The organism is Ornithinibacillus gellani (assembly GCF_003730295.1).
Classification (GTDB): domain Bacteria; phylum Bacillota; class Bacilli; order Bacillales; family Amphibacillaceae; genus Ornithinibacillus_A; species Ornithinibacillus_A gellani.
Genome location: NZ_QTSZ01000019.1, coordinates 1 through 24,444 on the forward strand (window position 1 = coordinate 1; position 24,444 = coordinate 24,444).

Sequence of the window (24,444 nt, forward strand, 5' to 3'; positions counted from 1 at the left end):
GTGGAAAGGATAAGTGCTGAAAGCATCTAAGCATGAAGCCCCCCTCAAGATGAGACTTCCCATCACTTCAAGTGAGTAAGATCCCTCAAAGACGATGAGGTTGATAGGTCCGAGGTGGAAGCGTGGTGACACGTGCAGCTGACGGATACTAATTGATCGAGGACTTAACTAACTTATTTTGGTTGATAATTGTTGTTTACGCTTGTTTGGTTTTCAGGGTATAAATTATATTCCACAATGGATTTTCATTAAAATTAAAATGTCTGGCAGCAATAGCGAAGAGGTCACACCTGTTCCCATACCGAACACAGTAGTTAAGCTTTTCTGCGCCGATGGTAGTTGAGGCATCGCCTCTGCAAGAGTAGGACGCCGCCGGGCAATTATTAAAAGAGAGTAAATAACCTAATAGGTTATTTACTCTCTTTTCTTTTGTAATGAAAAAACCGACAGAGCTTTTCCTGTTCTGTCGGTTCATGTTTTACGTTTCTTCTGTAATATTTTTTCTTTTACTAATGGAGTTTGTAATAGATGTAATGGCTCCATCACCGGTTACATTACATGCTGTTCCAATACTATCCTGTGCAAGATATAAAGCAATCATTAGTGAAACCATTGCAGGTCCAAAATGCAACATGCTTTCCAGCAGACCAATTGCGGCCATAACTGCGCCACCTGGCACTCCTGGTGCTGCGATCATGGTGACAGCCAATACTAGAATAAATGGAATCATTTTAGATAGGGAAGCAACATCTCCTTGTATAAACATTACTGCTAATGCACAACTTACGAGTGTAATCGTACTTCCCGCTAAGTGAATATTGGCTAGCAATGGAATGGTAAAATCTGCCACATCTCCGCGCAGTTTTAATTTCTTTGCACTTTCCAAAGTTACGGGTATGGTTGCGGCTGATGACTGTGTTCCTAATGCTGTAAAATATGCAGGTGACATAGTTTTTAACATGGCAAATGGATTTTCTCTGCTGAGGGTACCTGCCATTAAGTATAAAAATATTAAATAAAGCATATGGAGTACCAAAATCATTGCAAATACTTTAGCAAATACACTAATAATGGTACTTACTTGTCCGGCAAAAGTCATATTCGCGAATATCCCAAAAATATGAAATGGTAATAAAGGAATAATTACTTTTTCAATGACAAGTTGAACGATGTCTCGAAATTCGTTCATCATATTTAATAGGGTATCTCCTTTAATGGCTGCAATACCAAGTCCGATCACAAATGCTAAAATTAAGGCAGTCATCACTTCTAATGGTGGTGCGATATCTAATTCTAAATAACCACTAACCAATCCTTCACTAGGGTCCGTAAGATCAGCTGCACTTTGTCCTTTTAACATGATAGGATAAAGTCCTTTAGCAACGAGCAAAGCAACAATTCCTGCGACAATCGTTGATAAATAAGCAACAGCTCCAGTTATGCCAAGTAACTTGCCGGCACCTCTACCAAGTGATCCAATTCCTGGTGCTATGAAACCAAGAATAATAAGTGGAATCACAAATCCAAGAAAGCTTCCAAATAGATCATTAAAAGTAGCAAAAATCCGGATGCTCCATTCGGGTACAAAAGAACCCAATGCAATCCCCAAAATGATGGCAATGATTATTTTGGCCAATAACTTAAATCCTTGCAATTTCTCATCCCCTTACATGATGTTTAGAATATTCTCTTTATCTTGATGTTTAAGTCCATAAAACTCCACCTTTACATTAAAAAGCATTCAAAATAGTTTAGATGGGAGGTAATGAACCCTAACACCATGATTTGTTCAACTAACAACCCGTGGAGAAGGAAGAAAACCCACAAGGATTGAAGTTGTACTTTATGCCTTCAGTATACATGATAATAATAGAGAATCGGATGATTAAATGAAAAACGGGACTTTAGGCCGAAGATGATTAGGTATGAAAAAAGCACGTCGAAATGACGTGCTTTTTCTGTCTGAGTTAGCTCATTCCATGCGGTCCGAGCTGTTCCGTATTCCCGCCAGACGAACCCATTTGGGATACGAGCGGGACCATTTTTTGGATGGTTTGTCCAATGTTATGATTATTTTTCGTCATCGTATAAAATGTTGCAGCGCCTACACCAACGGAGGCAATGATTGGAAGCCACATTCCATTCTTCTGCATAATTGAACCAACCCTTTCTGTTTTTGTCCTCAGACAGTATTAGGTTGCATCACAGGGGTCAATACATGTATGGCATCATCTGGCAGTTGCTGCTGCATTACTACCTGCTACATGCCCGGTTACGAATGCAGATGTAATATTATAGCCGCCAGTATAACCGTGTATATCAAGTATTTCACCACAGAAGAAAAGTCTTTCCATACGCGTGGATTCCATCGTACGAGGTTTAATTTCTTTTAATGAGACACCACCACCAGTAACAAATGCTTTTTCCATAGGTAATGAACCGTCTACTGTAAAAATAAATCGTTTCAATGACTGGGAAACTTGGCGAATTGTATCATTGGATACAGTTGCACCTTTTTGATCTTCCTCTACTCCAATTTGATTTAAAATAAATAGCAGGAATCTTTCGGGAACGATTCCTTTCCAATTGTTTTTAATGGATTTCTTTGGTTCTTCCTTTATTGCTTTCACTAATTTCTGAAACAGTGCTTCCTCATGCTGTTCAGGACAAACATCTAATAGCATGCTAACTTCCTGTCTGCCTCGCATAAATTCTTTGACGGCAAATTGTGAACAGCGTAAAACTGCTGGCCCGGATATACCGAAATGTGTAAAAATCATATCCATTTGATGGGTAATAATTGGTTTACCACGTTTATTAAGAACAGATAATTGAATATCTCTTAGGGATAAGCCTTGTAGTTTCTTTTCTTTGATAAATGCTTCTTTTGATGTAAGAGCTACCTCTGTTGGATAAAGTGTCGTAATGGTATGTCCCGCTGTTTTAGCCCATTTATAGCCATCTCCAGTCGATCCTGTATGAGGAACTGCCTTTCCACCAACAGCTATAATGATTGATTTAGCAGTTATTTTTGAGCCATTTTTTAAAATGATAGTATGAACTTCTTGGCCATAATCGATTGCTTCTACCCCTGTTTCGAGCTTAATCTCTACACGATGTTTTTTTAATTGTTCCACGAGTGCTTGGACAACAGATTGTGCGGAATTAGATACAGGAAACATTCTACCGTGATCTTCTTCTTTCAATGCGACACCAATCGATTCAAAATAATTTATAATGTCATGGTTGTTATAGACAGAAAAAGCACTATATAAAAATTTCCCATTCCCAGGTATGTGCTTAATCACTTCGTCTTGGGGCAGTCTGTTGGTTACATTACAGCGGCCGCCTCCGGAAATAGCCAGTTTTTTACCAAGCTTTTTGCCTTTTTCAATGAGTATGGTTTTTGCACCTGCCTCTGCAGCTGCTATGGATGCCATGAGCCCAGAGGGGCCTCCACCAATGACGGCAACATCATAGATCATAAATGATTCATTCCTTTCAATTCCATTGTATTTTATCACAGATTAACTGGCTGTAAGCTCCCACATCAATAATTTTTGTTGATGACAAGCATTGTAAGTGGTGGATCAACAGCCAGTAAAGGCCTGATTGGTTCAACTAACAATCAGTGGGGGAAGAGCAAAAAGCCCCACTGATTGAAGTTTCACTTTATCACAGATTGACTGGCTGTAAGCCCCCATATCAATAATTTTTGTTTTGATAACAGGAATTATAAGTGGTGGATCAACAGCCAGTAAAGGCCTGATCGGTTCAACTAAAAATCAGTGGGGCGAGTGCAAACCCCCCCTGATAGAAGTTTCACTTTATCATTTTGAAATTCTTTTACGAAGCAATACGATTACGAATGAAGAAGCTTAAGCGAATTCCATTTACTTATTTAGGACTATATATGATAAAATAGCCTGTAGGACAAAAATAAATAAACGTTGGTGAAAGCATGTCAAACACGATTGTAAGAGGCACCATGTTATTGACCGGTGCAACTTTTCTATCTAAATTTCTTGGTATGATCTATGTTATTCCTTTTTTTGCATTAGTGGGGAATGAGGGGGGAGCATTATATAATTTTGCCTATGTTCCTTATAATATTTTCTTAAGTATTTCCACGGTAGGTGTACCGTTAGCTGTATCAAAATTTGTTTCTAAATATAATTCCCTGGAGGATTATGAAACAGGGTATCGCATATTTAAATCTGGCATGGTTCTCATGGCTGTGACGGGTTTTCTTGCATTTATAGGCTTATACGCCAGTAGCGGATGGATTGCAGCACTTTCTATTCCGAATGAGCCCGCAAAAGCGGAAGAAGCAGCGTTTGTCATTCGCATGGTTAGCTTTGCCTTATTAGTTATTCCGGCTATGAGTATTGTTCGAGGGTTTTTTCAAGGATACCAATCAATGGGGCCAACAGCTGTGTCTCAGATTGTCGAACAAATTGTCCGGATTGCCTTTGTATTAAGTGGCGCTTTTATCGTTATTAAAATATATAATGGCTCTATTGCGACTGCAGTTGGTATGGCTACATTTGCGGCATTAATTGGTGCGCTTGCATCCTGTGTCGTACTTTGGATGTATTGGAGAAAAAGAAAAGCGGCTATATTAAGCAATGTAAATAATCAAAGATTCACCTATGATATTCCAATGAAAAAGCTGTTTATAGAATTATTAAGCTATGCTGGTCCGTTTATCATTGTTGGTTTGGCAACCTCACTCTATCAGCTTGTAGACCAATTTACTTTTGAACGTTCCATGACTGCGGTTGGTTTGGGGGAAATTTGGGAAATTACTTTTTCAACGATTAATGTGTACGGTCATAAGATTATTTTAATTCCAGTGACCATTGCGACTGGATTATCATTAGCTATTTTGCCGGCATTGACTAAATCATTTACGACAAATAATAAACCTGTATTATTTCAACAAATTAATCAAGCCTTTCAAATTATTATTGTCCTTGTGTTGCCAGCTTCCATTGGTTTAGCAGCACTTGCAGATGTAGCTTATGGATCTTTATTTACTTTGGAAAATATTGATATCACTGCACCGTTAATTGTGTTATATGCACCTGTGTCATTATTATTTGCTTTCTTTACAGTATCTGCAGCTGTTTTACAAGGAATTAATCAGCAACGGTTTACAGTTGTTAGTCTAGCTGCTGGACTGTTAGCAAAAATTTTATTAAATATCCAGCTAATCCATATGTTTGGTGCAAAGGGAGCTATTTTTGGTACAGCACTAGCGGTAGGAATTGCAGTACTACTGAATTTATGGCGGATCCATGTATCCATTCAATTCTCTTATAAGCAGACTGCAAAACGAGCTTTACTCGTATTGATTTTTAGTACGGTGATGTTCGCGGTGATTTACTTATTGAAATGGATATTTGGCTATTTTCTACCATATAGTGAATCAAAATTCGCAGCATTAACGATGCTTATAATAGGTGTGATCGTTGGTGGAGCTGTGTATCTATGGCTTGCATACGCGTCTACCTTACTGGAGCGGGTATTAGGAAACCGGGTTCGTGTCTTGAATCGTATTTTTCATCGTAGGAGGTCATGATATGCGTTTAGATAAATTATTGTCTCATATGGGTTATGGAAGCAGAAAAGAAGTAAAAGAACTGCTGAAAAAAAGCCATGTCATGGTGAACCAAAAAAAGGTTCGTAACGGAAACGTGCATGTTGATCCAGAAACAGATGAAGTACTGGTACAAGGTGAACTAGTTCAATATCGGGAATTTATTTATCTCATGCTTCATAAGCCACCAGGTTATATTTCAGCTACAGTGGATGAACGGGAAAAAACAGTTATCGATTTATTAGCTGATGAGTGGAAGATTTTTTCACCTTTTCCAGTTGGACGTTTGGACAAAGATACAGAAGGGCTTTTACTAATGACGAATGATGGAAAGCTGGCTCATCAATTATTGTCTCCCAAAAAAGAAATTGATAAAACGTATTATGCTAAAGTAAAAGGGGAAATGACGACAGCTGATATAGATGCATTTCAAGCTGGCGTTTTGCTGGATGATGGCTATAAAACGAAGCCAGCTACATTAGAAATACTCACCTCACAAAATGGTCTAACAGAGGTTCGGATTGTCATAACAGAAGGTAAATTCCACCAAGTGAAACGAATGGTGCGTGCAGTTGGCAAGGAAGTTGTTTATCTGAAAAGACTACAAATGGGAGAATTGGTACTTGATCCTGAATTACCGATGGGCGCTTATCGAGAGTTAACAGAAGACGAATTATCGTACTGTTTATCCAGATAAGAAAAGGGGGAAATGATTTGGAAAGATCACCACATTATTTTATCGCTATTCCATTAGATGTGTCACAGAGAGAGTGGTTATCAGCGTGGCAAGTTCCTTTGCAGGAACGGGTGCAGATGAAACAATGGCCAGACCCAAAGGATTTTCATATCACATTGAAATTTTTAGGAGCAATGACGGCTGAAAAATGGTTTCAACTGGATAAGGAGCTGATTCAAGTTGATACATCTTCTTTCTCTTTATCGATTGGATCATTAGGCTTCTTTGGTAATCAACGAAGGCCACGTGTAATGTGGTGTGGAGTCGAATCGTCCCAGCCGTTGTTGCATTTGCATCACCTAATTGACAAGGCATGTGCGCAGGCTGGTTTTCCTAAGGAAGATCGTGCATATAAACCTCATATTACCATTGCAAAAAAGTGGAAAGAGGGAGATGTGGAAGTGGATACAACTGAGCTGTCTGCACCGTTTGTAAATGATTATATGCAATTGGTTGTTGATTCCTTTGATGTGTATCGCGTCCAACCCCAGGAAAAAGTGAAATATCAACTTGTACAACGCTATCGACTTCGTGGAGGGAGTTCACATGGCACAATTAATTAAGCTGGAAGATTGTATTTCCAGATATGAATGGGATATATATCGTTATCCCAGTCAATTTATTCGATTGAAGCAGGACAATTGGAAAAAGCTATTGGATGCTTGGCAGGAAAAAATACCAACATATGAATCGATAGAATGGGGAGAATCATTATCACCAATTCAAAAGCTTTTGTCAAAGCTAAAAAGGAATGCGGTCTCAAGCGCGACCGATGGCGAAATCAACATGGATAACCCCCTGCAAACAGAGGAAGAATTGAAGCAGCAGTTTTTAGATGATTTATACGCTTTTCAATTAAAATGGGCTTCTTCAACCGTTTCGGATGTTTCCTATTTTAAGCGAAGTTATCATAAAGATCCTGTATTAAAATATTTTTTACAACGATTTCCAGATAATTATTTAATTATGTACCATCCGATCTTTAGTATTAAACATGCACCTATGGAAGCAGAAATTGTGATGATTAGTCCGATTGGAATGGAAATTATTTATCTATTAGAAGCGCCAGATTACGCAACCATTATTTGCGAGGATGAACGTGCATGGGTGATTGACGAAGGGAAGTCACAGTCCAAAATAGTCAGCCCTGTTATCGCCTTAAAACGAACAGAAACCATTGTTAAGGGGATACTACAACAGACGATGCCGGACTTTCCAATTCGTAAAACCGTACTATCTCGTACCAATCATATCCTGCTTCAGCATACTCCTTATCATACAAGTTGTATTGGTAAACGCGATCATGCGAAATGGTTTAAAGAAAAGCGCGCCCTTGATTCCCCATTAAAAAGTAGTCAATTAAAAGTAGCAGAGCGGTTATTAAAACACTGCCTGACAACATCGGTGAAGCGCCCAGAATGGGAAGAGGATGCAACATTCACATATGTAGACGAGGAGTAGGGCGTGTACTTATTCATCGTCAATCCAATTGCGGGAAATGGGAAGGGAAATCGGATTTTTTCTGAATTGAAGGCGAGCAAGCTATATCAACATATAGAAAAGACATGTCGGTTGACCGAATATGCAGGACATGCTGAAGAAATTGCCAGGTCTATGACTGAACTGGATCAGGACCGCTATCAAGCCATCATTGTTATCGGAGGAGATGGTACGATGCATGAGGTAATAAACGGGCTTCAGATCAAGCAAATTCCACTTGGCTTTATACCGGGAGGATCCGGGAATGATTTTGCCCGCGGTTGCCATTTAGCAGGTAAACCACTGGACATGTTAGAACAGTTTATTACTGGGAAAAACCTGTTAGCTTATTGGCTAGGTCATTATTCCATTGATGGTCAGGTAGAGCGGGATTTTGTCAATAGTATTGGGATTGGGTTTGATGCTGAAATTGCTAGGAAAGCAAATCAGTCCCGCATGAAAAAATGGTTCAATCGAATGCATCTTGGCTCGTTTATTTATGTGTTTGCACTTATACAGGTTATATTTCGTTTTAAGCCATTTACGATGGAATGGGAACAAGACGGTAAGAAAAGGGTCATACACGATTGTTGGATGATTACTTTTGCCAATCATCCTTATTATGGAGGCGGCATGAAGATCATCCCAAATGCTGTGATTCAACCAAAAGTACTGCCAGTGCTTATGATCCACCAGCTATCTAAGTGGAAAATACTAATGGTATTTATCACTGTATTTACAGGCAAACATGTTGGGTTTAAAGAAGTAGAGTTGGATCAGGGTTCAACGTTTACGATATATGCGGATAAGCCAGTCTGTTACCAAGTGGATGGTCAAACTGGATATTGTCAGATAGCCTCGATACAAAAAAATCTTTCCAGTATTCAAATTTTAGGTGGAAAGTCGTAGAAAATAGGTATTATCTTGCAAATCAAGTCGTTTTTCGTTAATCTAATTATATGTCTTTTTTTGTGGTTTTTTAATAGATAGAATCCATTGAAGGCATCGTCTTTATTTTTATATTATTTTATTACAACAGGATTAGAGGAATGTATGGTGGATTGGTTTCAAAAAGTACTTAGCAAAGAATGGAATATAACTCCAGCAGGCGGACTGACAGGCGATGCATATATTGCTGAGAAGGGGCAGCGCCGTTTATTTCTGAAACGCAATTCTTCTCCATTTTTAGCGGTGCTTTCTGCAGAAGGAATTGTTCCAAAGCTTGTTTGGACAAAAAGGCTAGAAAATGGTGATGTCATAACTGCACAGGAATGGCTGGACGCCAGAGAATTGCAACCAGAGGAAATGCAGCATCAGCAGGTTGCACATTTATTAAGAAAAATCCACCAGTCTACAGAGCTATTAGATATGCTAAAGCGACTGGGTAAAAAGCCAAATTCCTCAGAAAATCGTCTACAAGTAATCAAAAGTCGTTTAGAACAAGCATCCTTAAGTGAGCATCACACGGTGAAGCAGGCGCTAAATTACTTGGAAAAACTACTTTATGTGACAGAAAATCAACGACAGGTTGTTTGTCATTGCGATTTAAATCATAATAATTTACTGTTAACAGATCATGGTAAACTGTTTCTGATTGATTGGGAAAATGCGATGATTACAGATCCGGTAATCGATTATGGCTTGGTACTGCAATCTTATATACCTAAGGAAAATTGGCAGGAATGGCTACTTAAATATGGTATTGCTAATGAAGCCTATTTGCATGAACGAATGTACTGGTATTTAGTATTAGATACCCTTCATTATATGTCCTTCCACAAGGAACGCATGGAAGATGTGAAATTTGATGAATCCTCCATGCATCTGGAAGCATTAGTGGAAGGGATTAGAAATAATATTTTGGACTAGCTTGTTGAATAGCGGTCTTCCAATTCATAATTTGTTGCTCATTGGTCTGGATTAATTCCTGTAAATTAACAGCTGATTCTCCCTGTAATCCATATTGGTATATATCAGGAAGCTGTTGGACAAGGGTAGAATGGGCAAGTTGATTGGTAGCCATGATTGTTTTTACAATTCGTTTAATTTGCATATATTCAGAGACATTCCCATCTGATTCACTCAGATGGTCGTCTAAAATATCATGCAATAATTCCAACTGATGTTCAACAGTTAATGTCATAACTTTCACCTCCTGCAATAGTTTTTACTTCTAAAATTGATTTTATGCATGAGGCGCTAATAGGTAAAGCGTAGTGTAAAGAAATGAGGGAATTTAAATTGCGTCAACGTCATAAGCCATGGGCAGATGATTTTCTTGCTGAACATCAGCAGTTAATCATTCCAAATCCTGCTGAACTGAAAGGGAAATGGCAATCATTATTTGGTAATGCGAACCCGATTCATATTGAAATTGGTACAGGTAAAGGACAATTTTTAGTTGGCATGGGAAAACAGTATCCGGATGTCAACTTTATTGGAATTGAGCTTGCGAAAAGCGTTATTGTAACAGCAGGTCAGAAAATACTAGACTCCGAACTTTCTAATATTCGTCTCTTACATATCAATGCCATTGATATCCGAGATATTTTTGCAGATCATGAAATTGCAATGATATATTTAAATTTTTCCGACCCTTGGCCAAAAAATAGACATGAAAAGCGTCGTTTAACCTACGCTCGTTTTTTAGATCAGTATCAGCATATATTGGAGCCTAGTGGTCATATAACGCTCAAAACGGATAATCAAGGCTTATTTGAATACTCCTTGGTAAGTTTTTCTCAATTTGGACTGAAGCTGGAAGAAGCGAATGTAGATTTACATGCCCTACAAGATCCTACTAATGTGATGACAGAATATGAGGAAAAGTTCTCTTCCAAAGGGCAGCGAATATATCGCTGTAGGGCAAGATTTCCAAAAGAATAAAAAGAAAGACGGCATATCTTCGGTTATTTCGATAGATGGTCACGTCTGAACTAAAAGCACCACCAACATTCTCAAAATGGAATGTGGTGATGCTTTTTTACTGTGAAAATTGGCATAGCGCCAGGTAACGTCATGCTAATTAGCGGCAGCCCTAAGGATCATGGATAAGATTGTCTAACAAAGGATACCAGGCATATATTCTGTTAGGAACTTTCGATTTATGGAATTTACGAGAAGTGAAACCGTTTGCAAGTTATATTGTTTTTCCGTTAGACTAGTTTTAAGGTATCGCTAATAGATATAGAGAGGGGATTGCACTTGGAAACCTTACAAATTGGACGCGCCAAACTAACATGGTTGCGTGGTGGTGTTAACTTATTAGATGGTGGAGCGATGTTTGGAGTTGTTCCAAAGGCACTATGGAGCAGGAAATATCCACACGATGATAAAAACCGAATTGAATTACGTACAGATCCAATCCTATTACAACTGGATGGAAAACAAATCCTGATTGATTCAGGGATGGGTAATGATAAGCTTACAGAGAAACAATTACGTAATTTTGGTGTATTGGAGCAATCCCATGTACGCAAGTCATTGAAGCAGTTGGGATTAACACCTGATGATATTGATATTATCTTGATGACGCATTTACATTTTGATCATGCTTGTGGATTAACTGAAAAAAATGGTGAGGAATATCAATCCATTTTTCGGCAAGCGACTATTTATACTTCTAAAATAGAATGGCATGAAATACAACATCCTAATATTCGCTCCGTGAATACGTACTGGGAAATGAATTGGAAACCGATTGTAAATCAAGTTAAAACCTTTGAAGAAACGATAGAAATTCTCCCAGGTTTGAAAATGATCCATACTGGTGGCCATTCAGATGGCCATGCAATTATTATATTTGAAGAAGGAGAACACTGTTTTATTCATATGGCGGATCTGATGCCGACAAATGGGCACCAAAATAAGCTTTGGGCTTTAGCTTATGATGATTATCCTGTTACTTCCGTGCATGAAAAAGAAAAATGGATGAAGTACGGTTGTGATAAGCATGCATGGTACACCTTCTATCATGATGCATACTATCGAGCGATGCAACTGGATGAGAATGGAGATAGGAAGCAGGTGCTAAAGAGAGAACGCTATGAATACAAATAAACGGTGGACATGCAAAACCAGCCCGTGATTCGGGCTGGTTTGTACGTTTTTATTCAGATACTTGCCATATTATTTTATGCAGTTTGCACCGAACCGATGACTGCACCGGTATCGACGTCTACATAAAATTCATATTGTTTATTTTCCCCGTCTATATTCCGGGTGATGCCACCACGATAGGCATGGTATAAGAGACCGTTTTTCTCAACTTCTTCCGGCTTCATATAAATCCAAGAACCACTAATTGGACCTTTTTTCTTAAAGGTTTCCTTAGCATTGTTCAATGCCTTTTCCGGTGTAATGGTTTGATACTGGTCCAACTGTTGTTTAATGACGAAACCAGCCGCTACACCTAGTCCAGCTGCGAGAATTACCTTTTTTTTGCTCATTTTCATTTCACCTCTTGCAAAAGTGATTTAGTAGATGTTGTTTAATATTCATTCCTTAGTATACCGTATTAAAATAAAAATAGAAAATATTTTAACGTTTCGATTGTGGAAAGCATTGGTCAGTTTCGATATACTTGGTATATTACATAGAATAGAGGGTGAATGGAGAAAATGAATCAGGAAACACTAGAATTATTTAAAACATTGACAGAATTACAAGGCGCACCTGGTAATGAGCATTTGGTACGTTCATTTATGCGTGGTGAATTAGAAAAGTATGCGGATGAACTGATTCAAGACAACCTTGGAGGAATCTTTGGTGTCAAAAAAGGTACAGGACCTCGTGTTATGGTTGCGGGACACATGGATGAAGTTGGTTTCATGGTTACCCAAATTACGGATAATGGGATGCTTCGTTTTCAACCATTAGGAGGCTGGTGGAATCAAGTATTACTAGCACAACGTGTACAAATTATGACGGATAATGGCCCGGTTACAGGTGTTATCGGTTCTATACCGCCACATAACTTAACAGATGAACAACGGAAAAAACCGATGGAAATTAAACATATGCTTATTGATATTGGTGCAGATGACCGTGCAGATGCAGAAAATATTGGAATTAAGCCAGGGCAATCCATCTTGCCAATCTGCCCATTTACACCAATGGCCAATTCTAAAAAAATATTGGCAAAAGCTTGGGATAATCGTTATGGTTGTGGATTAGCAATTGAGCTATTAAAAGAGTTGCAGGGGAAGGAAGTACCGAATGAACTGTATGCTGGCGCTACCGTACAGGAAGAAGTTGGACTACGAGGTGCTAGAGTAGCCGCACATATGATTCAGCCAGATATTTTTTATGCATTGGATGCTTCTCCGGCAAATGATATGTCTGGTGATAAAAAAGAATTTGGTCAGCTAGGTAAAGGTGCATTATTGCGGATTTTCGATCGCTCGATGATTACACATAAAGGAATGCGCGAATTTATTTTGGATACTGCAGAATCAAATCAAATTCCTTATCAATACTTTATTTCTCAAGGTGGAACAGATGCCGGACAGGTTCATATTGCGAATGAAGGTGTACCTTCAGCTGTGATCGGTATTTGCTCACGTTATATTCATACATCTTCCTCTATCATTCATGTGGATGATTATCAAGCTGCAAAAGAATTGCTTGTAAAGCTCGTTCAGACAACGGATCAGCAAACAGTAGATGCCATTCGCAAAAACAGCTAATCAGTCATGAGGAGGAATGGCAGTGAAGATTGTCATTGGAACACAAAACCCAGCCAAACGAAAGGCTGTACAACTAGTATTTCCTGACGCTTTTTGTTCAGTAGTTGATGCACCATCTGATGTATCTGCACAACCATTTTCCGATGAAGAGACGAAAACTGGAGCGATCAATCGTGCGTTGTACAGTGTGAAGCAAACAACTGGCGCCATCGGCATAGGACTGGAAGGTGGCGTAATGGAAATGCCGGACGGTCTGTATCTATGCAACTGGGGTGCGATTGCTACAGAAAATGAAGAAGTCTATACGGCATCAGGAGCTCGGATTAAGTTACCTGCTGAGGTAGCTGTAGCGCTTCAACAAGGTACAGAGCTCGGCGATGTGATGGATGAATATGTACAACAGCATGGCGTCCGTCATAAAGAGGGTGCGATAGGTATTTTTACCAATCAGCTCGTTTCCAGACAGGAAATGTTTGCGCATGTATTATTGCTGTTAAAAGGCCAATGGGAATATACAAAAAAAGGATGTACCGATTAAATTCGGACATCCTTTTTAAATTCTTCAACTTTAACACCTTGTTAACTTTCATTTTTCCGTTATGCAGCGTCTCCCTACAGCAGAATCGTGAGGAAATAAGAATTGTATATCTATTGTTTAAATTAGTGTACCGAAGCAATTTGTTAGCCTTATCCAAGGCTACTTAATTATTAATGGTATCATTTGTCTTTTTAAAATGTTTATTTGTTATTGCTGCAGATGAAACCAAAGGAACCAACAATAGACTCCACAAGAAAAATCCCCATTGGTCTGTTACAAGTGACAATACGAAGAAAAAAATAAGCGCGATGATCCCAATGTAAATGGTCTGTCTTTGAGGTTTGCTCATTCAACCAATCCTCCTTTATCACAGATTAACTGGCTGTAAGACCCTACATCAATATTTTTGTTGATAACAAGAATTGTAAGTGGGGGTCAACAGCCAGTAAAGGCCTGATTGGTTCAACTAACAATCAGTGGAGAAAGTGCGAAAACTCCCACTGATTGAAGTTTCACTTTATCACAGATTAACTGGCTGTAAGCCCCCCACAAAGAATTTTGTTGATAATAAGAATGGTAAGTGGGGGTCAACAGCCAGTAAAGGCCTGATTGGTTCAACTAACAATCAGTGGAGAAAGTGCGAAAACTCCCACTGATTGAAGTTTCACTTTATCACAGATTAACTGGCTGTAAGCCTCCCACAAAGAATTTTGTTGATAATAAGAATGGTAAGTGGGGGATCAACAGCCAGTAAAGGCCTGATTGGTTCAACTAACAATCAGTGGGTAAAGAGCAAAAAACCCACTGATTGAAGTTTCACTTTATCACAGATTAACTGGTTTTAAGCCCCCCACAAAGAATTTTGTTGATAATAAGAATGGTAAGTGGGGGATCAACAGCCAGTAAAGGCCTGATTGGTTCAACTAACAATCAGTGGGTAAAGAGCAAAAAACCCACTGATTGAAGTTTCACTTTATCCCTGCAACCAATTATTTAAAAATATATGCTAGAACATCAACGGCTTGTTCCACGGTTTCTACAGTGACATTGGCCTTATTGGAAAGCTCCTTTAACGGATGGATTAGTGATGGCGGACGGACAATAATTGTTGGCTTGTTCATTGTAATAGCGGCACTTGCATCCATCGCCGTATTCCATTGCTTATATTTTTCTCCAAAAAGTGCAATTACAACATCTGACTTTTGCATGAGTACTTGTGTACGAAAGTTATTGATGCTTGAAGCAGCATCATCCTTATAATAGGCGCTTGGCTGCTCTCCTAAAATATGCTCCCCTATATCATCAGAAAGATCATGATTTGTTTGCGGGGCTACAAAGTGAAGGGCTAAGTTTTTATCTTTGGCTATCTGTTTAACCTGTTCCCGCCAATCATCATGAATTTGACCTGCTAAATAAACGGTTAATTCCACAACAATCTCCTCCTAAAATGTTATCATTTGCTTCTATTCTAGCAAAGACTTACCGTATGCTCCATTAATCCTATTTGTAAGAACCATGATTTAGAAATGGATTCCTTTAATTTTGTATCTAATTGTAGTAAGATAAAGTTCGATTCACTAGTGTTGGTATAGGGGGAAACCATTTGAAAGTATCAACCGTAATATCTATTCTTTTAGCTTTGGCTGCGATTGTTTTTCTCACCATTCGTTCTATGGAAACCGAAGAACAGGTGATTGAAAAAACAAAAGATGCAATGGAGCAGGCGTTTGAACAACCAAATGCTTTACAATCGAATTATCAAGGCGAGGAATATTCTTTTTATCTTCCAGACGAGCTGGTTGTAGAAGAGGAAGATGCTAATAATATTATCTTAACAAACGATGCAGGTCAGACCTTCATTGTATTTTATAATGCTTTAGAAGGGCCAACAAGCATGGTTTATTATCAAGCAGCGAAGGATTCAAGTGCTTTGCTTTATGAGTCCTTTTCAACAGAAGATGTGTTTGGTTACATTCGAATCATGTCTGATCAAGACAGGAAAAATTCATATGAATTACAGATAGGTGTTGGTGGCGTAAAGTTGACAACTTACACAAAACAACGACATTTAAAAAAAGATGCACTCCACATGCTGCAAATCGCCCAAACCATTCAAAATAAACCAACACAGACAAAATAAACGATACATGAGATAGGAGAGAATGAGATGGAAGCATTACAATCTTTAGATCAATTAGAACAATTACAACAAAGTAAACAGCCGGTGATTTTGATGTTCACTGCGGACTGGTGTCCAGACTGTCGTGTCATAGAACCATTTCTACCAGAGTTGGAGGAGCAATATACAACATATAAGTTCATCTCCGTAGACCGGGATGATTTTATAGAAGTGTGTCAAGAACATGACGTGTTTGGCATTCCGAGCTTTATTGCATTTCAAGATGGAAAGGAAATTGGCAGATTCGTAAGCAAGCTTCGAAAATCGAAAGAAGAAATAACTGATTTTCTAGACAGCCTGTCAAATCAATCATGAGGGAGACATGGCAATGGCAATGAAAATGACAACCATTAAAATGAAACAAATATTAGAGGAAAGATTAAAGCACGCGGGATATCGAACCTCTTATAATCGGGATAAAGATACACTACGAATTGAATGGAAAGAAACGAAGCAAGGAGTTACAGTCACACTTCCAAGCATTGTGGCAAAATATAATCAATCAGGTGATGAAGCAATTACGGATATCGTGGAGCACATACAGGAATCCATGCGAATCATGAACGAAGAACATAAACTCGACGGAATGGAAAAGTATATTTTCCCTGTTATTCGTTCTACATCCTTTCCCATGGAAACAAAAGCGGGAAAAAAGCTTATTTATAAAGAACATACTGCAGAAACACGCGTTTTTTATGCCATCGATCTAGGAAAATCCTATCGTTTGGTGGATGAAAAGATGCTGGAAAACGTTGGCTGGTCTTTAGAACATGTGGATGAAATTGCGACCTTTAATATCCGATCGCTTCCATATGATTATAAACAAGATACAGTAGCTGATAATGACTTTTACTTTATTGCAACACAGGATGGTTATGATGCGAGCCGGATTTTAAATGATGCCTTTTTAGCAGAAATGAATGAAAAGGCAGCTGGAGAGCTTGCAATAGCAGTACCACATCAGGATGTGCTTATTTTAGCTGACATACGCAATAAAACAGGTTATGATATTCTAGCACAGATGACGATGAAATTTTTTGCGGAAGGAAGAATCCCTATTACTTCCTTAGCTTTTGTCTATGAGAACAAGGCATTGACACCAATATTTATTTTGGCTAAAAATAAACGAGAAGAATAAAAGGAAGTGTAGAAGATGGATGTATTTTATAATGCAAATGGGGTAGGAGATGTCCTGCTCGTACCACTTGCTGAGGGCGATCGCGAGCAGGTAAAGGTCGAAACTTTTGGTCCAGTCGCTAAAATGAGCAGTGCAACTGATGGTAAAGTGTTAGGCTATAATATATTTGACGCATCCAAGTACGTAGATGTGGCTGGAAATGGAAAAATAACTTTAACAGAACCAATGCTTACACAGATTAAGCAAGTGTTTGAAGACAACCAGCTGAACGATGCTTTGGATTTTGATTTATCACCTAAATTTGTTGTTGGTTATGTGTTGGAGAAATCTCCACATGAAAATGCTGATAAACTAAGCGTTTGTCAAGTGGATGTTGGAGAAGAAGCGCCGTTACAAATTGTATGCGGTGCACCGAATATCGATGCCGGTCAAAAAGTAGTCGTTGCAAAAATTGGTGCTGTAATGCCAAGTGGATTGCGTATTAAACCGTCAACTTTAAGAGGGGTACCTTCGAATGGTATGATATGCTCACAAAAAGAACTAAATTTACCGAATGCACCAGAAGAAAAAGGAATTTATGTTTTGGAGGAATCCTTTACTGTTGGACAAGCATTTGAATTTTAATGTTGGTTTTTCATTTGTTGGAGCAACCTGTGTATACATGCATGGGTTGCTTTAAAATTGTCCAAACAACTGCATAAATGTTAAAAAACTGTTAAAATGAGAATATATGTGTAGTGTTTGTAAAAAACCGTACATACGATGCAAATTGAAGGAAAAGAGTGAACAAATATGTGGGATAAATGGAAAGATAAAATTCACAACTTAATATGGAAAGAAGTCGAAGTAGAAGAATTCCAGGAAATCCACGAAATGCACGAGACACATGACCCAACACAAAAAGTACAGGCAAAAATGGCCTATCAATATCCTGAAAAGAAACCATTTCGTTTTCCAGTCATTCCGGATCAGGCAGAATATAAGCGACCAACAGAACTATCCGATATACCTGCTTACCAACGGAGGAAAAAAACGCGGATACAAGCGGAGCGGGTGGAAACAGAAAGAAAAGATACAGGGAATGGAAGTACGAATCAAACCTCCCGTAAGAAAATGCCTAACAACGTTCCGTTTAAACCGAGTGCGGTAGCATCTCCTATTTATGGATATCAAGAACGCAAGCGGGCAAAAGAGGTTGAAAACACGCCTGCTTATATACGTAAGCAGCGGATTGAAGCTGAAAAGGAGTCTGCCACAACACTTGAAAAGGACGTACAATCTACGAATACCCCACTGTCAGAAATGGAGCAGTCTAACATGCAGTGGAATAAAAATGGTCATCAGAAAGACCAACAAGCAGATCTAGCTATAGACAAGCCTGAGGACATTTCCTCAACGGAAAATAACATATCAGATTCGCAAGGCTCGGCACATGGTACGATTGAACCTTTTCCAATCAATCTGGAGCAAAGAGACAATCGACAAGCTGCAAGACATAAAAGAAATCAGGAGCGATTGCAAAAAAATAAACGGAAAATAACATCAAATCATCAGTCATCTAAATCAGCTGATCCTGTTCCGTTTAATGTGATGATGACTCCTCGTGATAAGCATCGTCTTGCGCAGCAAAAGAAAACACAACTGAATCAAGTAAATACACAAAAACCAAACAATCGATATCCCGAAGTACCGCAACAGGCAAATAACATACAATCGAATGGTACAAGCTTACGAAAATTAGAAACGGTTCAGCAAATAGAGGCAGTAGATCATTCTTTGCCACTTCATTTATTAGATGATGTTGTTCCAAAGAATAATGCAAACCATTTATGGGTTCGTGAACAACAAACATTATTGGAGAAAACATTGAAGTATTTTAATGTTCGTGCCAGTGTCGTTAATGCGACACAAGGTCCTGCTGTAACACGTTTTGAAATTCAGCCTGAGATGGGCGTAAAGGTTAGCAGGATTCGTAACTTAAGTGACGACATTAAGTTAAACATGTCTGCGAGAGATTTGCGCATGGAAGCACCTATCCCAGGGAAAAATACAATTGGTATAGAAGTTCCAAACCCTAACCCGGAAATGGTTGGCTTGCAGGAAATATTTGAGTCCAATGCTTTTAAACAGAGCGCATCACCGCTATCCATTGCACTTGGTTTGAATATTGAAGGAACACCAATCATCTCAACCATTCAAAAAATGCCCCACGGATTAATTGCAGGGGCAACAGGGTCTGGTAAAAGTGTGTGTATTAATACCATTCTTGTAAGCTTGCTATATAAAGCGAGCCATGAGGATGTAAAATTTCTGCTCATTGATCCGAAGATGGTAGAGCTTGCACCATATAATGGTATTCCACATCTCGTATCACCTGTTATTACGGACATTAAAGCTGCAACAGCAGCCTTGAAATGGGCGGTACAAGAAATGGAATCCCGCTATGACCGTTTTGTAGATGAGGGCGTTCGTGATATTGAGCGGTTTAATCAAAAAATGAAAAAACAACAGCGGACAGATGAAAAAATGCCATTCATCGTCATTGTGATTGATGAGCTGGCAGACTTAATGATGGTTTCACCACAGGATGTAGAGGATGCGATTTGCCGAATAGCGCAAAAAGCTAGAGCTTGTGGTATCCATCTTTTACTAGCAACCCAACGTCCATCTGTAGATGTCATCACTGGGTTGATCAAGGCAAATATTCCAACACGAATTGCCTTTAGTGTGTCATCACAGGTAGATTCAAGGACTATTATCGACACGGCTGGAGCGGAGAAGCTACTAGGTAAAGGTGATATGCTATTTAACGAAAATGGTGCCGGCAAAAACGTTCGTATACAAGGTCCATTTGTTTCAGACGATGAAATTGAACGGATTACGAATTATGTTCGTCAAATTGCTCCACCAAATTATTTGTTTGAACAGGAAACATTATTAGCACAAATCGAAACCGATCAAGAAGAGGACGAATTGCTCCCCGATGCGATTCAGTTTGTCGTTTCCAATAATGGAGCGAGTACTTCCTTATTACAACGACATTTTAAGATTGGCTATAATCGCGCAGCAAGATTAATCGACTCCTTGGAAGCGAAAGGGATTATTGCTGGTCAAAATGGTAGTAAACCTAGGGATGTACTCGTAACAAGTGCGCAATTGGATGAAATGCAGCTATGATGGCATGTCACATATTAAATAATAATCTTGTTAAATAGTGAATGTTTTTATATGATGTATAGGATACACTCAAATATAGAAAGAAATGGTTACTAAGGAGATCCGGATGAAAGAAATTGAACAAAAGCTGAGCGGTAAGATTGCCAGGCTGACGAATAAAACCTTTAAGTTTGATGAACGAATTAGAGAAGGCTGGTTTTCAGCTGTATACTTTCTTAAAACAAAGGAAATTGCCGAAAAGAAATTACCTAATAACCACGTGACGATGCAGTTCTTTCAAAAAGAACATGCTGTTTTATGTGGTACAGACGAAGCGATAGCGCTGGTCCATACATTTGCAGAACGACCGGAAACACTTGAAATTTATTCGCTTAAAGACGGTGATAAAATCAGTCCCTATGAGTCGGTACTGACTATTTCCGGAGCTTATCAGCAATTTGGTTTTCTTGAGGGGCTCATAGATGGTATATTAGCTAGAAGAACATCTGTTGCAACAAATGTATATAATGTTGTTAAAGCAGCAAGGGCATCTGGTAAACAAAAACCTGTTATTTTCATGGGCGATCGTGATGATCATTTTACCCAGCAGGCAGGTGACGGCTATGCAGCCTTCATTGGCGGATCTACCGCACAAGCTACCCATGCTATGAATGAATGGTGGGGTAAAAAAGGGATGGGCACGATGCCGCATGCAATGATTCAGATGTTTAGAGGTGACATTGTAGCTGCATCCAGGGCTTATCACGAGATGTATCCTAAAGATGACCTCGTTGCACTAGTTGATTATAATAATGATGTCATTACGGATGCCTTGAAGGTTGCGAGGGAATTCGGCTCCGATTTGAAGGCTGTCCGTTTAGATACTTCAAGAACTTTAGTTGATAAATATTTTTTACGAAACCATCACTTGATGGGCTCCTTCGATCCAAGAGGTGTGAATCCAGAACTCGTATTTGCGCTGAGAAAAGCGTTAGATGACGAAGCATTTCATCATGTCAAAATCATGGTGAGCGGTGGCTTTACGGAAGAAAGAATAAGGGCTTTTGAATCAGCGGGTGTCCCTGTAGACATGTATGGTGTTGGTGGGAGCTTACTTAATATTAATATTGGCTTTACTGGCGATAATGTGCTATTAAACGGTCTACCGGCTGCTAAAGAGGGGCGCAGATATCGGCCAAATGCAAGATTGGAAAAAGTAGAATACATGTATGATTCAATCGAGGTTTCATCGGGAATAACAGATGGCAGGATTGATTAATGAATTGACTGCGTGCGATTAACCATAATATGCGGCATGCTTGTACATGCTAAATAAAAATTAGCGTGCGCTATACATCATTTTGGAGGTTCATTTTATGACAACTTACCATTTTATTGGTATTAAAGGTACAGGAATGAGTGCACTTGCACAAATATTACATGATTCTGGAGAAACCGTTCAAGGATCAGATGTTGATAAATACTTCTTCACCCAGGATGCCTTGGATGAAAGTGGAATTCCTGTTTACCCTTTTTCAGAGGATAACATCAAAGAAAATATGACAATTATTGCTGGAAATGCGTTTCCGGAAGATTATATCGAAATTGCCGCAGCAAAACAAATGGGAAATCGATTTTATCGATATCATGAATTTTTGGGAGAATGGCTCAAACAATATACAAGTATTGCTGTTACTGGTGCCCACGGGAAAACATCTACAACTGGCTTGTTAGCGCATGTGTTAGATGAAGCATTCCCAATTTCATACTTGATAGGTGATGGGACAGGGAAGGGCCATGTAGATAGTAGATATTTCGTTTTTGAAGCTTGTGAGTATCGCCGTCATTTTCTTCAGTATGAGCCTGATTATGGCATTATGTTGAATATTGATTTTGATCACCCTGACTATTTTTCAAGTGTCAATGATGTATTTGATGCATTTCAGTCGATGGCTAATAACGTTAAAAAAGGAATTATCGCCTGTGGAGACGATGAACAGCTACAGAAAATCCAATCAAAGGTTCCTGTAATTTATTATGGATTTGCTGATACCAATGATTTTCAAGCAAAAAATATAAAAGAAACTGACAACGGTACTGTGTTTGATGTATTTGTGCGTAATACATTTTATGCTTCATTTACAATTCCACAATACGGTAATCATACGGTGTTAAATGCATTGGCTGTCATAGCAATGTGTCATTATGAAGGGATGCAGGTAGCAGATATTGAGAAACTTGCTACATTCCAGGGTGTCAAACGTCGCTTTACCGAAAAGAAAATTGGAACACAAGTAATAATAGATGATTATGCACATCATCCAATTGAAATCAAAGCAACGATTGACTCTGCACGTAAGAAGTATCCTAATAAACCAATTATTGCTATTTTTCAACCACATACTTTTTCTCGAACAAAGACATTTCTTCAGGAGTTTGCTGAAAGCTTACAACTGGCAGATCATGTATATCTTTGTGATATTTTTGGTTCAGCGCGAGAAGAGAGTGGGCAAATGACAATTGGGGATTTACAGGAAAGAATTGAAGGCAGCAAGCTGCTTGAACTAGCTCATACAGAGAATTTAAAAGTGCATGAAGATGGTGTATTGATTTTTATGGGAGCAGGAGATATTCAGAAGTTTCAGCAAGCATATGAAGCTGCTTGCCAGTAGCATGGTTAAAGACAGGATATTCTCGTTTGATTCCAATTAGACTTTAACTTATGATAGAAATAAGTCATGCATTGGGGAATGTTTATGATTTGCAAAGAAACTGGACAAGCTATATACGTTTAGCCTCGGTGTTTTAGGGTATAGTTAGTAATCAAACGAAAATATGCTGGGTGCTTCCCCTTTGCTAGTTGCAATCAGAAAAAAGGAGCTGCATTTGTCGATGGAAAGTCTATTATACATTGCTGGAATTATTGCATTAGCTGCAATCGTATTTCTTGTTGTATTTGTCATCATCACCATTAGATCTGCAAAACAAACAATGGACCAGGTATCTGGTACACTGGGAAATTTAGAACAACAAGTTTCCGGCATTACTACAGAAGCAAACGAGCTACTGGAAAAAACAAATCAGTTAACGAATGATATGCAGTCCAAGTCAGCTAAGCTAGACGGCTTATTTGAAGGGGCGCAACAGTTTGGACAAACAGCAAGTCATTTAAATCAGTCATTTGATCAGGTGGCTGCACAGGTTACGCAGTCAGCTTCCGAAAATAAGGAGCAGATTAACCAAGCAGTAACATGGGGAACAGCAGCAATCGATTTGATCAAAAAAATAAAAAAATAAATAGGAGGAATTCAGATGAGTGACAATAATATCAATAGCAAAGATTTTATAATTGGTACAATGATTGGTGGTATTGTTGGAGCAAGTATCGCATTGTTGTTTGCACCAAAATCAGGTAGGGAATTACGCGGTGATATTAACCAGGGTGCCTCTCAAGTAATGGATCGTGCAAATGAATGGAAAGATATTGCTCAAACAAAGACAGTTGAGTTAAAGGACAAGGCTTATGAAAAAGGAAGCGAATGGAAAGGCATTGCCATCGAAAAAGGAACGGAATTAAAAGATAAAGCAACTGCAAAAGGATCTGAATTGAAAAACAAAGCTGTTGAAAAAGGTTCAGAGTTAAAGGATAAAGCAACAGATACAACCGCACAGCTTACTAAAAAAGCAGCTGAAAAAACTGAAAAAGCAACAGAAGCAGCTGAGGAAAAAATGAAAGAAAAACGTAAAGTAGAAGACAAAGCAATTAAAAAAGCCGAAAAAATTGCAGATGAGATGGACGAAACGGCTGAAAAAATAAGCAAAAAGTAAGCATTTGATTAAAGAACTGATTCCTTTTGATAAGGGGTCAGTTCTTTACATTTTATAGCATACAAGGTACACCAAAGTCTCCAATGGATTAAGCTAAAAGA

26 protein-coding genes and 2 rRNA genes are annotated in these 24,444 nt (G+C 38.7%); 21 read left to right on the forward strand and 7 right to left on the reverse strand.

Annotated features, from left to right (window positions below; genetic code table 11):
• Together DX933_RS06270 and rrf are read left to right on the forward strand one after the other, a co-directional pair.
• Positions 1-172 (forward strand): 23S ribosomal RNA (locus tag DX933_RS06270); the annotation flags it as partial.
• Between the two features lie 90 nt (positions 173-262).
• Positions 263-378 (forward strand): 5S ribosomal RNA (gene rrf / locus DX933_RS06275).
• 100 nt (positions 379-478) lie between these two features.
• On the opposite strand, the gene DX933_RS06280 is transcribed toward rrf, so the two are convergent.
• The 3 genes from DX933_RS06280 to DX933_RS06290 form a co-directional block, all read right to left on the reverse strand.
• Positions 479-1,654: a dicarboxylate/amino acid:cation symporter gene (locus DX933_RS06280; RefSeq protein WP_123315641.1), complete on the reverse strand. Its 1,176-nt coding sequence runs from the start codon at positions 1,652-1,654 to the stop codon at positions 479-481.
• Positions 1,655-1,967: 313 nt separating this feature from the next.
• Positions 1,968-2,153, reverse strand: a complete 186-nt coding sequence (locus tag DX933_RS06285; RefSeq protein WP_123315642.1) for a hypothetical protein — start codon at positions 2,151-2,153, stop codon at positions 1,968-1,970.
• 75 nt (positions 2,154-2,228) lie between these two features.
• Positions 2,229-3,485: a BaiN/RdsA family NAD(P)/FAD-dependent oxidoreductase gene (locus DX933_RS06290; protein WP_123315643.1), complete on the reverse strand. Its 1,257-nt coding sequence runs from the start codon at positions 3,483-3,485 to the stop codon at positions 2,229-2,231.
• Between the two features lie 476 nt (positions 3,486-3,961).
• Between DX933_RS06290 and DX933_RS06300 the strand changes: the two genes are divergently transcribed.
• The 6 genes from DX933_RS06300 (at position 3,962) to DX933_RS06325 (ending at position 9,686) form a co-directional block, all read left to right on the forward strand.
• Entirely contained in the window at positions 3,962-5,584 is a 1,623-nt protein-coding gene (locus DX933_RS06300) for a putative polysaccharide biosynthesis protein (protein WP_123315645.1), read from the forward strand.
• 1 nt (position 5,585) lies between these two features.
• Entirely contained in the window at positions 5,586-6,299 is a 714-nt protein-coding gene (locus DX933_RS06305) for a pseudouridine synthase (protein ID WP_123315646.1), read from the forward strand.
• A gap of 17 nt (positions 6,300-6,316) precedes the next feature.
• Complete coding sequence (gene thpR, locus DX933_RS06310; protein ID WP_190279431.1) at positions 6,317-6,901, forward strand: RNA 2',3'-cyclic phosphodiesterase; 585 nt, start codon at positions 6,317-6,319, stop codon at positions 6,899-6,901.
• A complete protein-coding gene (locus DX933_RS06315) occupies positions 6,885-7,799 on the forward strand; it encodes an NERD domain-containing protein (protein ID WP_123315648.1) in 915 nt (304 codons plus the stop codon). The genes thpR and DX933_RS06315 overlap by 17 nt, the downstream gene beginning before the upstream one ends.
• A gap of 3 nt (positions 7,800-7,802) precedes the next feature.
• Positions 7,803-8,726 carry a diacylglycerol/lipid kinase family protein gene (locus tag DX933_RS06320; RefSeq protein WP_123315649.1) on the forward strand — a complete coding sequence of 308 codons (924 nt, stop codon included), beginning with the start codon at positions 7,803-7,805 and terminating at the stop codon, positions 8,724-8,726.
• A gap of 144 nt (positions 8,727-8,870) precedes the next feature.
• Positions 8,871-9,686 carry a phosphotransferase family protein gene (locus tag DX933_RS06325; RefSeq protein ID WP_123315650.1) on the forward strand — a complete coding sequence of 272 codons (816 nt, stop codon included), beginning with the start codon at positions 8,871-8,873 and terminating at the stop codon, positions 9,684-9,686.
• Here the strand turns inward: DX933_RS06325 and DX933_RS06330 are convergent.
• The gene (locus DX933_RS06330) at positions 9,664-9,960 is read right to left on the reverse strand and encodes a YtzH-like family protein (protein ID WP_123315651.1); all 297 of its coding nucleotides are present in this window, start codon (positions 9,958-9,960) and stop codon (positions 9,664-9,666) included. The genes DX933_RS06325 and DX933_RS06330 overlap by 23 nt on opposite strands.
• A 98-nt stretch (positions 9,961-10,058) precedes the next feature.
• Here DX933_RS06330 and trmB point away from each other — a divergent pair, with 98 nt between their 5' ends.
• Together trmB and DX933_RS06340 are read left to right on the forward strand one after the other, a co-directional pair.
• Positions 10,059-10,703, forward strand: coding sequence for a tRNA (guanosine(46)-N7)-methyltransferase TrmB (trmB, locus tag DX933_RS06335; protein ID WP_123315652.1), 645 nt, complete (start codon positions 10,059-10,061; stop codon positions 10,701-10,703).
• 318 nt (positions 10,704-11,021) lie between these two features.
• Positions 11,022-11,876, forward strand: coding sequence for a YtnP family quorum-quenching lactonase (locus DX933_RS06340; protein WP_190279432.1), 855 nt, complete (start codon positions 11,022-11,024; stop codon positions 11,874-11,876).
• Positions 11,877-11,950: 74 nt separating this feature from the next.
• Here DX933_RS06340 and DX933_RS06345 read toward each other — a convergent pair whose 3' ends face one another.
• Positions 11,951-12,265, reverse strand: coding sequence for a PepSY domain-containing protein (locus tag DX933_RS06345; RefSeq protein ID WP_123315653.1), 315 nt, complete (start codon positions 12,263-12,265; stop codon positions 11,951-11,953).
• Between the two features lie 171 nt (positions 12,266-12,436).
• On the opposite strand from DX933_RS06345, the gene DX933_RS06350 reads away from it, so the two are divergent.
• Together DX933_RS06350 and DX933_RS06355 are read left to right on the forward strand one after the other, a co-directional pair.
• Complete coding sequence (locus DX933_RS06350; RefSeq protein WP_123315654.1) at positions 12,437-13,504, forward strand: M42 family metallopeptidase; 1,068 nt, start codon at positions 12,437-12,439, stop codon at positions 13,502-13,504.
• 22 nt (positions 13,505-13,526) lie between these two features.
• Positions 13,527-14,042, forward strand: coding sequence for a DUF84 family protein (locus tag DX933_RS06355; RefSeq protein WP_223805892.1), 516 nt, complete (start codon positions 13,527-13,529; stop codon positions 14,040-14,042).
• A gap of 163 nt (positions 14,043-14,205) precedes the next feature.
• Here the strand turns inward: DX933_RS06355 and DX933_RS06360 are convergent, their stop codons facing one another.
• On the reverse strand, positions 14,206-14,391 hold the full coding sequence (locus tag DX933_RS06360) for a hypothetical protein (RefSeq protein ID WP_123315656.1): 186 nt from the start codon (positions 14,389-14,391) through the stop codon (positions 14,206-14,208).
• Positions 14,392-15,031: 640 nt separating this feature from the next.
• On the reverse strand, positions 15,032-15,472 hold the full coding sequence (locus DX933_RS06365; protein WP_123315657.1) for a YtoQ family protein: 441 nt from the start codon (positions 15,470-15,472) through the stop codon (positions 15,032-15,034).
• Between the two features lie 173 nt (positions 15,473-15,645).
• On the opposite strand from DX933_RS06365, the gene DX933_RS06370 reads away from it, so the two are divergent.
• The 9 genes from DX933_RS06370 (at position 15,646) to DX933_RS06410 (ending at position 24,343) form a co-directional block, all read left to right on the forward strand.
• The gene (locus DX933_RS06370) at positions 15,646-16,182 is read left to right on the forward strand and encodes a hypothetical protein (protein ID WP_123315658.1); all 537 of its coding nucleotides are present in this window, start codon (positions 15,646-15,648) and stop codon (positions 16,180-16,182) included.
• 27 nt (positions 16,183-16,209) lie between these two features.
• On the forward strand, positions 16,210-16,536 hold the full coding sequence (locus tag DX933_RS06375; RefSeq protein WP_123315659.1) for a thioredoxin family protein: 327 nt from the start codon (positions 16,210-16,212) through the stop codon (positions 16,534-16,536).
• 19 nt (positions 16,537-16,555) lie between these two features.
• Positions 16,556-17,359 (forward strand): DUF1444 domain-containing protein, encoded by an 804-nt coding sequence (locus DX933_RS06380; protein ID WP_123315679.1) that lies wholly within the window; start codon positions 16,556-16,558, stop codon positions 17,357-17,359.
• Between the two features lie 15 nt (positions 17,360-17,374).
• Positions 17,375-17,983, forward strand: a complete 609-nt coding sequence (gene ytpR, locus DX933_RS06385) for a YtpR family tRNA-binding protein (protein WP_123315660.1) — start codon at positions 17,375-17,377, stop codon at positions 17,981-17,983.
• A 168-nt stretch (positions 17,984-18,151) separates the two neighbouring features.
• Entirely contained in the window at positions 18,152-20,536 is a 2,385-nt protein-coding gene (locus DX933_RS06390; RefSeq protein ID WP_123315661.1) for a DNA translocase FtsK, read from the forward strand.
• A 106-nt stretch (positions 20,537-20,642) separates the two neighbouring features.
• Positions 20,643-21,794 (forward strand): nicotinate phosphoribosyltransferase, encoded by a 1,152-nt coding sequence (locus DX933_RS06395; protein WP_123315662.1) that lies wholly within the window; start codon positions 20,643-20,645, stop codon positions 21,792-21,794.
• A gap of 97 nt (positions 21,795-21,891) precedes the next feature.
• On the forward strand, positions 21,892-23,187 hold the full coding sequence (gene murC, locus DX933_RS06400; protein ID WP_123315663.1) for a UDP-N-acetylmuramate--L-alanine ligase: 1,296 nt from the start codon (positions 21,892-21,894) through the stop codon (positions 23,185-23,187).
• A gap of 181 nt (positions 23,188-23,368) precedes the next feature.
• Positions 23,369-23,812 (forward strand): DUF948 domain-containing protein, encoded by a 444-nt coding sequence (locus tag DX933_RS06405; RefSeq protein WP_190279433.1) that lies wholly within the window; start codon positions 23,369-23,371, stop codon positions 23,810-23,812.
• 15 nt (positions 23,813-23,827) lie between these two features.
• Positions 23,828-24,343, forward strand: coding sequence for a YtxH domain-containing protein (locus DX933_RS06410; protein ID WP_123315665.1), 516 nt, complete (start codon positions 23,828-23,830; stop codon positions 24,341-24,343).
• Positions 24,344-24,444: the final 101 nt, after the last annotated feature.